The following is a 14,913-nucleotide window of genomic DNA, read 5'->3' on the forward strand; positions in this document are numbered from 1 at the left end:
CTACATTCAAAGGTCATTTTTTAAGGAGAAACCATGAACATTTTACTGACAGCAATCAATGCAAAATACATACATTCAAACCTCGCAGTTTACTCACTGCGCGCCTGTGCCGGGGAGTACAGGGATGCTGTGGAGCTTGCGGAATACACGATAAACAATCAGAAGGATTACATTCTTGAGGAGCTTTACAAGAGAAAGCCCGACGTACTTTGTTTTTCGTGCTATATATGGAATATTGATTATGTGACTGATATTGCACGCGAGTATAAAAAGCTTTGTGCGTCAGTGCCGATATGGGTTGGAGGTCCTGAGGTGTCTTACGAGGTGGAGACATTTCTTGGGGAAAATCCATACATAGACGGCGTGATGATAGGAGAGGGAGAGGATACTTTTAGAGAGCTGTGCGGTTACTATGCGCATAAAAGAAAGCTTAGTGATATTGCAGGCGTTGCTTTCAGAAAAAACAGCACTGATGGCAAAGCAGATGAAATAGTTTTCACAAGCCCACGCCCCATCAAAAACATGAGTGAAATCCCATTCTGCTATGATACGCTTGATGATTTTTCAAACCGCATCATCTACTACGAGAGCAGCAGGGGATGTCCGTTTTCGTGCAGCTACTGCCTTTCATCGGTGGATAAGACGCTGCGTTTCAGGGATACTGAGATTGTAAAAAGAGAGCTTAAGTTTTTCATAGACCAGAAGGTGCCGCAGATCAAGTTTGTGGACAGAACCTTCAACTGCAATCATGCTCATGCCATGGAGCTGTGGCGCTTTATAAAGGCGAATGACAATGGTGTGACAAACTTTCACTTTGAGATATCGGCGGATCTGCTGAATCAGGAGGAGCTTGAGCTGATTTCTGATATGAGGCCGGGGCTTATACAGCTTGAAATCGGTGTGCAGTCCACAAATGAGGTCACGATTAAGGAGATTCACAGGACTATGAAGCTTGAGAGGCTTAAGGAGGTTGTGAGGCTCATTCAAAGCGGCAACAATATCCATGAGCATCTGGATCTGATTGCAGGGCTTCCGTATGAGAATTATGACAGCTTTGGGCGTTCCTTTGATGAGATTTACGAGCTTAAGCCAAACCAGCTCCAGCTTGGATTTTTAAAGGTGCTCAAGGGCTCGTACATGTTTGAGCATGCCGCGGAATATGGTATTGTGTACCACGACAAGCCACCGTATGAGGTCATGTCCACGAAGTGGCTTTCGTTTGATGATGTGATAAAGATTAAGCGCGTCGAGGAGATGCTTGAGGTGTATTACAACAGCGGACAGTTTGAGATTACGATGAAGCTCATGGAGTGTATCTTTGACAGTGCATTTGAGTTCTTTCAGGAGCTTGGAGATTTTTATGAGGCCAACGGCTATTTTGGAATGAGCCATTCGCGCATCAGAAGGTGCGAGATACTGCTTGAATTTCTGGCTTTATATCTGCATGGCTGTGACATCGATGATACGACTTCTGAGGGATTATCCGAAAATGCCGGAGATAGCGATAATACTGATTTCGATGAAAATGCGCAGCTTTACAACATGATTCAGGAGTCACTCATCTTTGATTTGTACTATCGTGAGAATTGCAAGAGCCGCCCAAGGTGGGCCGCAGATATAGGCAAATTCAAGCACATGACACATGCCTACTGTAAGAATGGAAAGCTGTCGCATGTGGAGCCGTTCCACTATATTTTTCCGGACAAGCACACGCGCAAGCTGGATGAGCTGCCAAAGTATCATAAGGAGCCGGTGTGGGCGCTTTTCCACTACGACATGAGAGACCCGCTTGATCACCAGGCTATGGTGGAGTATGTAGATAACAGTAAAATGCCGGGAAGGTTTACGGACTAAGAAAAATGAGCAACATAGACGATATAAAAAATTACACGGTGATTGACCTTGAAATGACAGGTCTTTCCGCCAAAAATGACAAGATAATAGAGATAGGTGCGGCACGCGTGCGTGGCGGCGAGATAGTGGATACGATATCCACACTGGTAAATCCTAAGCAGCATATTCCACAGCGTGTGCAGGAATTAACAGGAATTACTGACAGTGATGTGGAAAACGCAGCAGATATGGACGAGGCTGTGGATAACCTGCTTAACTTTATCGGGGATGATATCATACTTGGGCAGAATGTGACCTTTGATTACAGCTTTTTAAAGCAATGGGCGGTAAATCACAAGCGCACACTCTCACTGAATGCATATGATACGCTGAAAATAGCCAGAAAATGTCTGCCGGCTGAGCAGTCGAAGAAGCTGGAGGATTTGTGTGAGTATTTTGGTGTGAGCAGGGAAAATGCGCACAGGGCGCTCGATGATGCGATAGAGACAAAGCAGATATTTGAAAAGCTGCTTGCACTGATGGACGAAAAGGGTGAGCCGGTGGAGTATAAGCCACTTGTATACAAGGCAAAAAAACAGACACCTGCCACGGCCCATCAGGTCAGACAGCTAAAGGAGCTGATGGCTGAGTATGGGATAGCAGATGTCATATCATGGGACAACCTGACCCGAAGTCAGGCCTCAAGGCTGTACGATGAATACCGCAGTAAATATATTTAATTACCGGCCCGAGGCGGCATCAGCCTGTAAGTTCTCAAGCATAGAAACGATTCCATCCCTTGAAAGAGAATTGAGCTGCTTTGCTTTCTCAATAAGCTCTGCAAGCCGGTCGGCTTTTGACATGCTGATATAGGCGTTGGCTAACAGGCTGTATACGTTCTTTGAATCGGCACCCTGCTCCACTGCAAATTCAAGCAGCTCATTGGCCAGCGATTCATAGCCTTCTTCCTTAAGCCTATTGTAATAGTCCGGCAGCATTGAAACAAATTTCGTGAAATTATCATCATATTCAGACAGCTTTTTAAAATTGAGAATGCCATATTTAAGCTTTAAATCAGTGTTTGTCATTCCGGTGAGATTGACAAGGGTTTTATCCCTTAAATCATTTATTTTATCATTATTTAATGGAAAAAACCTTTCCGGTATGGTAATATAACACAGGTCAGTGGTATCTCCGCGGAGGGTTGAGTTGGCCTTACGCTCCTTCTCCCAGAACTCCTCGGTGACCTTTGCCTGAGCAGAATCAGCTCTCTTTATGGCAAAAGTAATCACTGCTATAAATAAAATGAACAAAATTAGACAAATTGGAATCATATGTTGGAAAATCCTTTCTCATATATGAAAATAGTATAACTCATTTTTGGACAGAGGTGAATAGTATGTACGATTTTAATAAAAAAAGAAATCAGAAGGTGGTTGCTATAGTGATAATAGTGGTTATAGCAGCGATGCTTGTGACAACATTTGTGTCAAGTCTTGTATAGCTTTTCTTGAAATATGGAAAAAATATGATAATATGATTAAAGGGTCAAAAGGTATCATAATATGATATAAAATGCATGACAGGGGCACTTTTAACAGCCCAGGGAAAAGGAAGCGGAAATGAAGATTAATAAAAAAGCATTATTACTTGGTACAATGGCATTTGTGCTTGTGGCGGCATCAGGTGTGGTAAATGCATATGCAAGCGGTTCGTCAGGCACAAAGAAGGCGAAGGTACAGACAATTACAGAGGGTGTGTGCATTGGCAGTGTGGATGTAGGCGGTATGACAAAGGAAGAGGCAAAAAAAGCAGTTGATTCCTATGTTGACAGCATAAAGGACATCTCCTTTTCATTAAAGGGCGCCAATGGCTCATTTGATGCAACCGCACAGGAAATGTCTGTTTCGGCGGACACTGATGCGGCGGTGGACGAGGCCCTTTCAGTGTGCCATGAGGGCAGCCTGATTGACAGATTTGTGGAGTCGGAGGAGCTTAAAAAGGGCAATGTTGCCGTCAATATGTATCTGTCGGTTGATAAACAAAAGACCGCAAAGATGATTTATGATAAGAGCGACGAGCTCAATATAAAGGCAGTTGATAATTCGCTGCAGAGAAACGGCAACAGCTTCGATTTTGTTCCGGGACAGGAAGGCAAAGAGGTGGATGTGGTAAAATCCGTCTATGCCATAAATGACTTCTTGCAGAACAGCTGGGATGGTTCGGCGAATGAGATAGAGCTGGTCACAAATACGGTTCAGCCGAGGGGCTCAAAGGAAGAGCTTTCAAAGATTAAGGATAATCTGGGAGGCTTTTCTACAGATTTCAGCAGCTCGGCAGCAGGGCGTGCAGCCAATGTAAAGAACGCATGCAGCCTGATAAACGGCAGTGTCATATATCCGGGGGAGCAGTTCTCGGTTTACGAGGCTATCAGCCCTATCACAACTGACAACGGCTACCAGATAGCAGGTGCATACGAGAACGGTCAGGTAGTTGACTCGGTAGGCGGAGGTGTGTGCCAGGTTGCTACCACTCTCTACAATGCGGTTATAAGGGCTGAGCTCGACATAGTGCAGCGCTACAACCATTCCATGATAGTAAGCTACGTAAAGCCATCTGACGATGCGGCAATTGCAGGAACCTACAAGGATCTTAAGTTTAAAAATAATCTGGACAATCCGGTGTATATAGAGGGCTATTGCAGTGGAGGAATCATTACCTTCAATGTGTACGGAGTGGAGACGAGACCCGCAAACAGGGAAATTTCCTTCAGGAGTGAGACACTTTCCGAGGAGGATCCGGTTACGCAGTTTAAATTTGATGCAGGTCAGCCGGTCGGTTATTTCAACACCGAGCAGTCTGCGCACAAGGGAGTGACCGCAAGGCTCTGGAAGACGGTCACAGTCGATGGAACAGTGCAGAGCGATGAGGTATTCAACAACAGCAAGTACAAGTCATCACCGAAAATCGTGACGGTCGGTACAGCAGGCGCATCAGCGGAGGTTGTTGCACAGCTTCAGGCGGCGGCAGCGGCTAATGATGAGGGCTCGGTTAAATCTATTGCTGCGTCTGCGGCAGCAGCGGCTCAGGCAGCCCAGGCTCAGGCAACCCAGACACAGGATCCAAACGCTGCAGCTCAGACACAGGGCGTGCAGACACAGACTACAGATCCTAATGCGGCAGGGCAGACACAAGGTGCTCAGACACAGCCGACAGACCAGAATGCGGCAGGACAGACACAGGGAGCACAGACGCAGTAAATGCCCGCAGGTAGTAATCTGATTAATTATAATTAGGGGCAAAATACCTTTTGACCCTAATATCATATTATTATAAGGAACAGGAAAACACATGAAAAACGGTAAAATATCAGAGTCGGTTTTAAAACGCTCTGTCTTAAAACAACTTCATACCAAAAGCGACAGAGTACTTCTTAAACCGGCAGTAGGTGAGGACTGTGCGGTGATTTCCATGCAAGAGGGCGGAAAAACCGGGTTAGTTACTGCTACCCAGACGTTCACACTGGATGTCTCAGACCGGCATGTGTGTGCCAGCTGTGCGGTTTATGATGCATTGAACAATATTTATGCCGTGGGAGCAAGCCCTGTTGGGATAGAGCTGGCACTGCTTGTACCTACCACAGAAAACGAGGCAAGGCTTCGTGAGACCGTGAGAGCGATTGATGCTGTATGTGAGGAAGCAGGCATTGTGGTGCTTGGTGGGCATACACAGGTGAGCCGCGCAGTGAAAAATATCGTGGTGACAGTCACTGCAATAGGTGAGGCCAATGAAAAGGCGCTCACACCATCATCGGCAGCAGCACCGGGCATGGACATAATCGTGACAGGCTATGTGGGGCTTGAGGGCACCGCAATTCTTGCAAATGAGAAAAGAGCCGAGCTTGAAACGAGATTTTCCAAGGCATTTATAGACAAATCAGCAGCATATATAGACCATATTTCCACTGCAAGGGAGGCTGCATCCGCGATTGGCGCCGGTGTGGCGGCAATCCATGACGCTTCGCAGGGAGGCATCTTTGGAGCACTCTGGGATATGGCAGAGGCTTCGGGAATTGGTCTTGACATCGATTTAAAGAAGCTCCCTATCAGGCAGGATACGATTGAAATAAGTGAATTTTTTGACATAAACCCGTATAAGCTTTTGTCAGGAGGAAGTCTGATAATCGCAGCTACAGATGGCAGCCGCGTGGTCAGGGAGCTTGAGAAAACAGGCCAAAACGCTGTTATAGTCGGTGCCACAACCGATTCAAACGACAGAGTGCTGATTTCCGGCGAGGAGAGACGGTTTTTGGAGACTGCCCAGACTGACGAGATATACAAGGTTTTAGGCTAATATATTTGAATCAGGAGAATATATATCATGAGAGAAAAGATATTAACATTTATAGAGAAAAACAGCAGGATAAACCTGAAGGAGCTTGCAATCATGCTTGGCGTGGATGAGGCGAGTGTGGCAAACGAGATTGCTGCGATGGAGCAGGAAAACGTCATCTGCGGATATCACACACTTATTGACTGGGACAAAGCAGGGCTTGAGAAGGTCACAGCCATGATAGAGGTCAGAGTGACACCACAGCGCGGCATGGGCTTCGACAAGATTGCTGAGCGTATATACAACTATCCTGAGGTGAAGTCGGTATACCTTATCTCAGGCGGCTTCGACCTCATGGTCACACTCGAGGGCAAGACTCTGCGAGAGGTATCACAGTTTGTGACAGATAAGCTTTCTACACTGGATCAGGTGCTTTCAACAAAGACAAACTTTATTCTGAAGAAATACAAGGATCATGGAACTATCATGGCGGCACCTGTCAAATCCGATGAAAGGGGAATTATGTCATAATGAGAGACCCTTTATCCAGTACAATAAAGTCCATCCAGCCGTCAGGCATCCGTAAGTTTTTTGATATAGTGAGCGAGATGAAGGACGCTATATCGCTCGGAGTAGGAGAGCCTGATTTTGACACACCGTGGCATATCAGGGACGAGGGCATATATTCCCTTGAAAAGGGACGTACCTTCTACACCTCAAATGCCGGACTCAAGGAGCTAAAGCTTGAGATTGCAAGATACCTCGACAGAAGATACGGCATGACATATGATTACAATAAAGAGATAATGGTAACTGTCGGTGGCAGCGAGGCAATAGACATCGCACTGCGCGCCATGCTCGATCCGGGAGATGAGGTGATTATCCCGCAGCCAAGCTATGTTTCATATGTACCGTGTACCGTTCTGGCAGGTGGCACACCTGTGATTGTGGAGCTTAAGGAGGAAAATGATTTCAGGCTGACAGCCGAGGCGCTTGAGGCTGCTATCACTCCAAAGACAAAGATACTGATCATGCCTTTCCCTAATAACCCAACAGGCGCTATCATGGAAAAAGCAGACCTTGAAGCAATCGTTCAGGTGGTTAAGGAGCATGATCTGTTTGTGATAAGTGACGAGATTTATTCTGAGCTTACATATGTGGATAAGCATGTATCTATAGCGTCGTTTCCGGGAATGAAGGAGCGCACAGTGCTCATAAACGGTTTTTCCAAGGCATATGCCATGACAGGCTGGAGGCTTGGATATGCATGTGCACCGGAGGCAATTTTAAAGCAGATGCTAAAGATTCATCAGTTTGCAATCATGTGCGCGCCGACCACGAGCCAGTATGCGGCAGTAGAGGCTATGAAAAACGGTGATGAGGATGTTGCACAGATGAGGGAGGAGTACAACGGCCGCAGACGCTATGTGCTTCACCGCTTTAAGGAGATGGGGCTTAAGTGCTTTGAGCCTTTCGGAGCTTTTTATGCGTTCCCAAGCATCAAGGAGTTTGGCATGACCTCCGACGAGTTTGCCACAAAGCTTCTAAACAGCAAGAAGATCGCCGTGGTTCCGGGAACTGCATTCGGAGAGTGCGGTGAGGGCTTTTTACGTATATCATATGCATATTCGCTTGATGATTTAAAGGAGGCACTCGGCCGCATCGAGGAGTTTGTTACAGAGCTTCGCGCTGAGCTGGATAATAAATAGTTTAAATTGACAGGAGACAAAATGGCAAAGCTGAACATAGTGTTACATGAGCCGGAAATTCCGGCAAATACAGGAAATATCGGAAGAACCTGTGTCGCAACAGGCACGAGGCTTCATCTTATAGAGCCGCTTGGATTCTCTCTTTCAGAGAAGGCACTTAAGAGAGCCGGCATGGATTACTGGAAGGATCTGGACGTCACCACATATGTGGACTGGGAGGATTTCCTTGAGAGAAACCCGGGCGCAAAGATATATTATGCGACAACAAAGGGCAGACATGTGTACTCTGATGCTCATTTTGAGCCTGACTGCTATATTATGTTTGGCAAGGAAAGCGCAGGCATTCCGGAGGAGATACTAAAGGCGCATCCGGATGAGTGCATCAGGATACCGATGATAGGTGAGACAAGATCGCTTAATCTGTCCAATTCAGTAGCTATCGTGCTCTACGAGGCATTGAGACAGAACAATTTTGATCATATGAGGCTTGAGGGAGAGCTTCACCACTTAAGCTGGGATGACTAAATCAAGCGGTAAAGCGCATATAGTGTGTGGCTTTTTGGACTTGAAGGGTTACGATTATTGTAAATACGGTAGATTTTTAGGAAAAAGAAATGGGCATAATTAAAACAAGCAAACTGGTACATGAATTTATACGAAGAGACGAGGAGGGCAATGTAGAGTCAATCACTACAGCACTCGACAACGTAAACCTCGACATAAAAGAGGGGCAGTTTATTGCAATCCTCGGCCACAATGGCTCGGGAAAATCAACTCTTGCAAAGCATATCAACGCACTTCTGGCGCCGAGCGACGGCACCATATGGGTGGATGGCATGGATGTGTCAAAGGAAGAGAATGTCATACCTGTCAGGAAAAGTGCAGGCATGGTTTTCCAGAATCCCGACAATCAGATTATCGCCAATGTCGTGGAGGAGGATGTGGGCTTTGGCCCTGAGAATATAGGTGTGCCGACAGATGAAATCTGGCAGCGCGTGGACTATGCTCTCAAGGCTGTCGGTATGACAAAGTACCGCACACATTCGCCTAACAAGCTTTCCGGAGGACAGAAGCAGCGTGTGGCAATCGCGGGAGTCGTGGCAATGGAGCCAAAATGCATAGTATTTGACGAGCCAACAGCCATGCTTGATCCAAACGGCCGCAAGGAGGTCATAGCCACAGCCCATGAGCTCAATAAGAAAAAGGGCGTGACCATTATTCTCATCACCCATTACATGGAGGAGGTGGTCAATGCAGATCATGTCTATGTCATGGAAAAGGGCAAGGTGGTCATGGATGGCACACCGCGTGAGATTTTTTCAAGGGTGGACGAGCTGAAGGAGCATAGGCTTGATGTGCCGCAGGTGACACTGGTAGCCGATGAGCTCAAAAAGGCAGGTCTTGATATCCCTGATGGAATCCTGACGAGAGAAGAGCTTGTAAATGCGCTTGTTGCGCTGAAAAACAGATAGGCGGGAGAAAATATGTCAATAATTCTAGATCACATAAACTATTGCTACAGTGCCGACTCAGCCTACAAGGTGCAGGCACTTAAGGATGTAAGCCTTGAGATAAATGATGGAGAGTTTATCGGAATAATCGGTCACACCGGTTCCGGAAAATCCACACTTATCCAGCATATGAACGGCCTTTTGAAGGCGACAAGCGGTCATATATACTACAATGGACAGGATATATATGACAATGATTATGATTTAAGCAAGCTGCGTCACAAGGTTGGAATGGTGTTCCAGTATCCGGAGCATCAGCTTTTTGAGACAACCAACTTTGAGGATGTATGCTTTGGACCGAAAAATCAGGGCTTCGATAGAAAAACAGTGGAGCTGAGAGCCTATGAGGCACTGCAGAATGTACATTTTCCGGAGGACCTCTACTATCAGCCGCCGTTTGATTTGTCCGGAGGACAGAAGAGGCGTGTAGCCATAGCAGGAGTACTTGCAATGCACCCTGACGTACTCATACTCGACGAGCCGACAGCGGGACTTGATCCTGCGGGCAGAGATGAGATACTGGGGCTGCTTTTACAGATGAAAAAGGATCTGGGTATCACAATCATACTCGTATCACACAGCATGGAGGATGTTGCGGAGTATGTGGACCGTATCATTGTCATGAATTCAGGAGAGGTGATGTTTGACGGAGTGCCGAAGGAGGTATTCTCACACTACAAGGAGCTTGAGGCAGTCGGACTTGCAGCACCGCAGGTCACATATCTGATGCATGATCTGGCGAAAAAGGGCATACCGGTTGACCTTTCGGCGACGACAGTTGCGGAGGCGAGGGATTCAATACTAAAAGCCTTTAAATAGCTCACCAATGCTGCCATTTTGATACAAAACATGAGGAAGGAATACAAAAATGATTCGTGATATTACCATAGGCCAGTATTATCCGGCGCAGTCGCCAATACATAAACTGGACCCAAGAGTAAAGCTTTTCGCAACACTTATATATATAATTGCGCTGTTTTCCTACAAGGGAATAGCCGGTGTGCTGTTTATAGTTGCCGCACTGGCAGCAGTTATAAAGATTTCGAAGGTACCCTTTAAGTTCATGGTAAAGGGACTCAAATCCATTATAATACTGCTCCTTTTTACAGCCTGCTTCAGCGTATTTTTCACACAGGGAGAGTACACAATCTGGGAGTACGGTATACTGCACATTTCGGACACCGGACTGATAAATGCAGCAACCATGATGATACGACTTGTGCTGCTCATCATAGGAACCTCGCTCATGACGCTCACCACCACACCAAACCAGCTCACGGACGGTCTTGAGAAATCACTGGGCTTTTTAAACAAAATACATGTTCCGGTGCATGCGATAGCCATGATGATGTCGATAGCGCTTCGTTTTATTCCAATCCTTATTGAGGAGACGGATAAAATAATGAAAGCACAGATGGCAAGAGGAGCTGATTTTGAGCATGGAAATATCATAAAAAGAGCTAAGAGCATGGTGCCTCTTTTAGTGCCTCTTTTCGTATCGGCATTCAGGCGTGCGGATGACCTCGCAATGGCCATGGAGGCCAGATGCTACAATGGTGGAGAGGGCAGGACAAAGATGAAGCCACTCGTATATGAAAAGGATGATAAAATCGCATATCTTTTCATATTTGCATTCTTAGCGGTTGTGATAGTGCTTAGAATTTTTCTGCCGGTGAATCTGGGCAATCTTATTTTCAGATAGTGAAATAGATAGTGCAGACAAAACAGGAGAGATATATGCGTGTAAAAATGATTGTAGCCTACGATGGCACAAATTACTGCGGCTGGCAGATACAGCCAAACGGCATCACAATTGAGCAGGTATTAAACGAGCACCTGAGCCGCCTGTTAAAGGAGGATATAAAGGTGACAGGAGCAAGCCGCACCGATGCGGGAGTGCACTCGCTGGGAAATGTGTGCATGTTTGACACCAATACCCGCATGCCGGCGGAAAAGATATCGTATGCGCTGAACCAGAAGCTGCCGGAGGACATAGTGGTGGTTGATTCCTGTGAGGTGAGCGCTGATTTTCATCCACGCTTCTCAAAGAGCCGCAAAACCTATGAATACCGCATACTAAATGCAAGGTTCAGAAATCCGACACGTAGGCTTGACACATATTTCTATCATTATCCGCTTGACACAGCAAAGATGAGTGAGGCCGCAAAATATCTCATCGGAGAGCATGATTTTGCAAGCTTCTGCTCGGCAAACTCGCAGGCACAGACCACAGTCCGCACGATATATGACTGTACGGTGTCAAAGACCGGTGACATCATCACAATACGCGTGACAGGAAACGGCTTTTTGTACAATATGGTGCGCATAATTGCAGGAACGCTTGTGAAGATAGGCGGAAGTGATATGCCTGCCGATGAGATGAAGCGTATAATAGCTGCGACAGACAGGTCAGCAGCCGGTCCTACAGCCCCGGCACATGGGCTTACAATGATAGGACTGGGGTACGAGAAACCGCTTTAGATTTTTAATATTGTATTAAGATTTTTGGAATATCCGTTTTTAGCTTCAATAATAGGCTATAATGTCGTTACTGATAAGACACAGTACGGTAAAAAGAAGCTTGGAGATGAAGACGGTTATGAGATTTACAAAAGTAAAAGAGAAAATTATAAAAAATAAAGCTATAAACAGCACAGACAAAGGAAAAGGCAGACACCGCGGAGTAATCCGTATAGGAGCGTTTGCCCTGGTATTTGTTGTGCTGTTTTCGTTTGTCTCGACATTTTTTAAGATGACAGATGCTGTCAATATTGCGACCATAGAGGGCTTTTATAAGGAGCCGAAGAACACAATTGATGTGATGATGATAGGAGCCAGCGAGGTATACGCCGATTACAGTGCAACCGAGGCCTGGAAGAATTACGGATACACATCATACTCGCTGGGGGTATCCGGAGCGCCCGGCAGCCTGTACAAATCAATGCTCAGGGAAGCTCTCACCAGACAGCATCCGAGGGTTGTGGTGTTTGAGGTGAATGGCTTTTTACAAAAGGACAGCTATTATGACAGGTCGGTAAAGCTGCATAGCTGGATAGACAATATCCACAATGAGGAAAACCGGCTTGATACAATAAAAGAGATTGTGCCAAGGGATGAGCAGGACAACTTTACAAATCCTTTTAAGCTGTATCACAGCAACTGGAAGGATATAGACAAGTGTGCACACACCTTTGCCACAAGAGTTGGAATGTATTTTGCAAAATCATCATGTATGAAGGGCTTTTCATCTATTGCAAAATATTCCGACTGTCCTTCGGGCAAGCAGAAAAAGCTCTATTTTACCGAAAAGAGCAGAGCGTATATGACGGATCTGCTTGAGTATTGTAAAGCACAGGGCGTGGAAAAGGTGCTTTTTGCGAGGTTCCCTCATGAGAAGGAGGTAAAGAATCCGCAGGTGCTTTGTGATGTAAAGGAGCTTGTGGAGTCCTATGGCTATGATTTTAAAAGCTTCGAAGGTGATAAGGAATTTATAGGAATCAATGAGAGGAATGATTTCTACAATTCAGAGCACCTGAATATAAATGGAAGCCGCAAATTCACTGCATTTATGGGAAAATATCTGTCTGATAATTACAGGCTGCCTGCAGAGCACTCCCCAAAGCTTCAGAGTGCATGGGGCGAGTGCGCAAGGCGCGCTGACAAGGTGATAAGTGCCTGTGCAAAGGATACGGACCTGAGTCTTGGCAATCATTATTTTGAGATGTCCGTTTATCTGCCTTATAATTTTTCGTCAAGCCTTGCGACCAATAAGGTAGCAGATACGAACAACGACGCAAAGCCTGTCAAGGCGATAAATAACCCGGTTAAAAAATAGATTTGGAGTAAATAAAATGGAACTGATTTCATTAAAATATGCGATATTTGTAATCGCCCTGCTTGTACTATATTATTGCTTTCCGAAGAAATACCGCTGGTATGTGCTTCTGGCGGGAAGCATGGCATACTATGTGATTATATGTAAGTGGTATGTGCTGTTTATCATTTTTACAATATGCACCACCTATGGCTCAACAATATGGATTGACAAGCTGCTAAAGAAGCAGAATGCCATCGTAAAAAGCCACAAGGAGGACTGGGACAGGCAGACCAGAAAGGAATACAAGGAAAAGGGCAGAAAAAAGAGAGTGGCAGTCATGCTTTTTGCGCTGCTTTGCAATTTTGGCATTCTGGCATTCCTTAAATATATACCATATGCGGGCGAGCTTGGACTTTTGCTTCCGCTTGGCATATCCTTCTACACCTTCCAGTCCATGGGCTATGTGATGGACGTATACAGGGAAATTGTCGAGCCTGAAAAGAATTTCCTTAAGGTAGCACTTTTTGTATCATTTTTCCCTCAGATCATACAGGGACCGATTGCGATATATGATAAGCTTGCAAACCAGCTCTACGAGGGACATTCCCTGCGCCTTCTAAATCTGCAAAAGGGTGCGCTTCTGGTGCTCTGGGGAGTCATGAAAAAGCTTGTGATAGCAGACCGTGCGGTAAATATCATCAATTTTGTAATGGATAAGCCGATGGATTTTTCGGGCACCTATGTATTTTTTGCGGCAGTAGTGTATGCGCTGCAGCTATATGCGGATTTCTCGGGAGGAATCGATATAGTGCGCGGTATTGCAGAGATGTTTGGCATAACAATGTCAACAAACTTCAACCATCCGTATTTTTCGCGCTCGCTCACTGAGTACTGGCACCGCTGGCATATGACTTTGGGAGACTGGTGCAGAAACTATATTTTCTACCCGCTTTCAATCTCAAAGCGTTTCCTGAATTTTGGCAAATGGCTAAAGCCAAGATTTGGTGCGCATATCAGCAAGGTGCTTCCGGGCTGCATCGCTAGTGTCATCACATTTATCGTCATCGGAGTGTGGCACGGTGCCAATATGAAATACCTGTATTTCGGACTTTGGAACGGCATTGTCATCATGCTTGCAGAGCTTTTTGCTCCGGTAAACAAAAAGGTGGCAGGCGGCTTTTTTAAGCTGACCGGCCTCAGGGAAAAGGGCATATTTGCAACGATTGTATCAGTGCTCTGGACCTTTATGCTCATACTGGTAGGCTACTATTTTGACATAGCGGCAAATGCGTCGACAGCATTTCATATGCTTTTTAAATCAGTCACGGATTTTCATATCAGCGAGCTTGGAATAAACAACATCATTTTGAATCTCGGTTCATGCGGACTGGACGAATACGATATAATTTTACTTATAATATGTACGCTGCTGTGGTTCTTCATCAGCTTCGTTGAGGAAAATAAAAAGCTCGACATGCGCGATTTCATACTTTCAAGAAAGCTGCCGCTTCGCTGGGCGATAATATATCTTGGCATCTTTATAGTAATAATATTCGGTTACTACGGACCGGGCGTAAATCCGGCGGATTTTGTATATATGCAGTTTTAAAGAAAAAGTTTAAAGATAAAGTTTGAAGAAAAAGTTTCAAGAAAAAGCATAATAAAAAGTTTAAATAAAAAGCTGGAAATAAGAGTAAAAAGCACTTGACAA

Annotated in this window: 14 protein-coding genes; 13 read left to right on the plus strand and 1 reads right to left on the minus strand. The window is 45.5% G+C overall.

Annotated elements, in window-relative coordinates; all coding sequences use genetic code 11:
• The first annotated feature begins 33 nt into the window (after positions 1-33).
• Together ACW6PM_RS01640 and ACW6PM_RS01645 are read left to right on the plus strand one after the other, a co-directional pair.
• Positions 34-1,854 carry a B12-binding domain-containing radical SAM protein gene (locus tag ACW6PM_RS01640; RefSeq protein WP_456056007.1) on the plus strand — a complete coding sequence of 607 codons (1,821 nt, stop codon included), beginning with the start codon at positions 34-36 and terminating at the stop codon, positions 1,852-1,854.
• 5 nt (positions 1,855-1,859) lie between these two features.
• Entirely contained in the window at positions 1,860-2,573 is a 714-nt protein-coding gene (locus ACW6PM_RS01645) for a 3'-5' exonuclease (RefSeq protein WP_456056008.1), read from the plus strand.
• On the opposite strand, the gene ACW6PM_RS01650 is transcribed toward ACW6PM_RS01645, so the two are convergent.
• Positions 2,574-3,167, minus strand: coding sequence for a hypothetical protein (locus ACW6PM_RS01650; protein ID WP_456056009.1), 594 nt, complete (start codon positions 3,165-3,167; stop codon positions 2,574-2,576). It lies immediately after the preceding gene.
• Between the two features lie 288 nt (positions 3,168-3,455).
• On the opposite strand from ACW6PM_RS01650, the gene ACW6PM_RS01655 reads away from it, so the two are divergent.
• From ACW6PM_RS01655 to ACW6PM_RS01705, 11 genes are all read left to right on the plus strand, one after another.
• Complete coding sequence (locus tag ACW6PM_RS01655; protein ID WP_456056010.1) at positions 3,456-5,093, plus strand: VanW family protein; 1,638 nt, start codon at positions 3,456-3,458, stop codon at positions 5,091-5,093.
• Positions 5,094-5,184: 91 nt separating this feature from the next.
• Positions 5,185-6,186, plus strand: coding sequence for an AIR synthase related protein (locus ACW6PM_RS01660; RefSeq protein ID WP_456056011.1), 1,002 nt, complete (start codon positions 5,185-5,187; stop codon positions 6,184-6,186).
• 27 nt (positions 6,187-6,213) lie between these two features.
• Entirely contained in the window at positions 6,214-6,696 is a 483-nt protein-coding gene (locus ACW6PM_RS01665; protein ID WP_012743759.1) for an Lrp/AsnC family transcriptional regulator, read from the plus strand.
• A complete protein-coding gene (locus ACW6PM_RS01670) occupies positions 6,696-7,874 on the plus strand; it encodes an aminotransferase class I/II-fold pyridoxal phosphate-dependent enzyme (protein WP_456056012.1) in 1,179 nt (392 codons plus the stop codon). Before ACW6PM_RS01665 ends, ACW6PM_RS01670 begins: the two co-directional genes overlap by 1 nt.
• A 21-nt stretch (positions 7,875-7,895) precedes the next feature.
• A complete protein-coding gene (locus ACW6PM_RS01675) occupies positions 7,896-8,399 on the plus strand; it encodes a tRNA (cytidine(34)-2'-O)-methyltransferase (RefSeq protein WP_456056013.1) in 504 nt (167 codons plus the stop codon).
• Positions 8,400-8,488: 89 nt separating this feature from the next.
• The gene (locus ACW6PM_RS01680) at positions 8,489-9,346 is read left to right on the plus strand and encodes an energy-coupling factor transporter ATPase (protein WP_308651169.1); all 858 of its coding nucleotides are present in this window, start codon (positions 8,489-8,491) and stop codon (positions 9,344-9,346) included.
• Between the two features lie 12 nt (positions 9,347-9,358).
• Positions 9,359-10,204, plus strand: coding sequence for an energy-coupling factor transporter ATPase (locus ACW6PM_RS01685; RefSeq protein ID WP_308669534.1), 846 nt, complete (start codon positions 9,359-9,361; stop codon positions 10,202-10,204).
• A gap of 49 nt (positions 10,205-10,253) precedes the next feature.
• Positions 10,254-11,087, plus strand: coding sequence for an energy-coupling factor transporter transmembrane component T family protein (locus tag ACW6PM_RS01690; RefSeq protein ID WP_118083558.1), 834 nt, complete (start codon positions 10,254-10,256; stop codon positions 11,085-11,087).
• A gap of 35 nt (positions 11,088-11,122) precedes the next feature.
• A complete protein-coding gene (gene truA / locus ACW6PM_RS01695) occupies positions 11,123-11,866 on the plus strand; it encodes a tRNA pseudouridine(38-40) synthase TruA (protein ID WP_456056014.1) in 744 nt (247 codons plus the stop codon).
• A gap of 118 nt (positions 11,867-11,984) precedes the next feature.
• Positions 11,985-13,220, plus strand: a complete 1,236-nt coding sequence (locus ACW6PM_RS01700; RefSeq protein WP_456056015.1) for a hypothetical protein — start codon at positions 11,985-11,987, stop codon at positions 13,218-13,220.
• A gap of 16 nt (positions 13,221-13,236) precedes the next feature.
• Entirely contained in the window at positions 13,237-14,811 is a 1,575-nt protein-coding gene (locus ACW6PM_RS01705; protein WP_456056016.1) for an MBOAT family O-acyltransferase, read from the plus strand.
• Positions 14,812-14,913: the final 102 nt, after the last annotated feature.

Source organism: Agathobacter sp. (genome assembly GCF_977054825.1).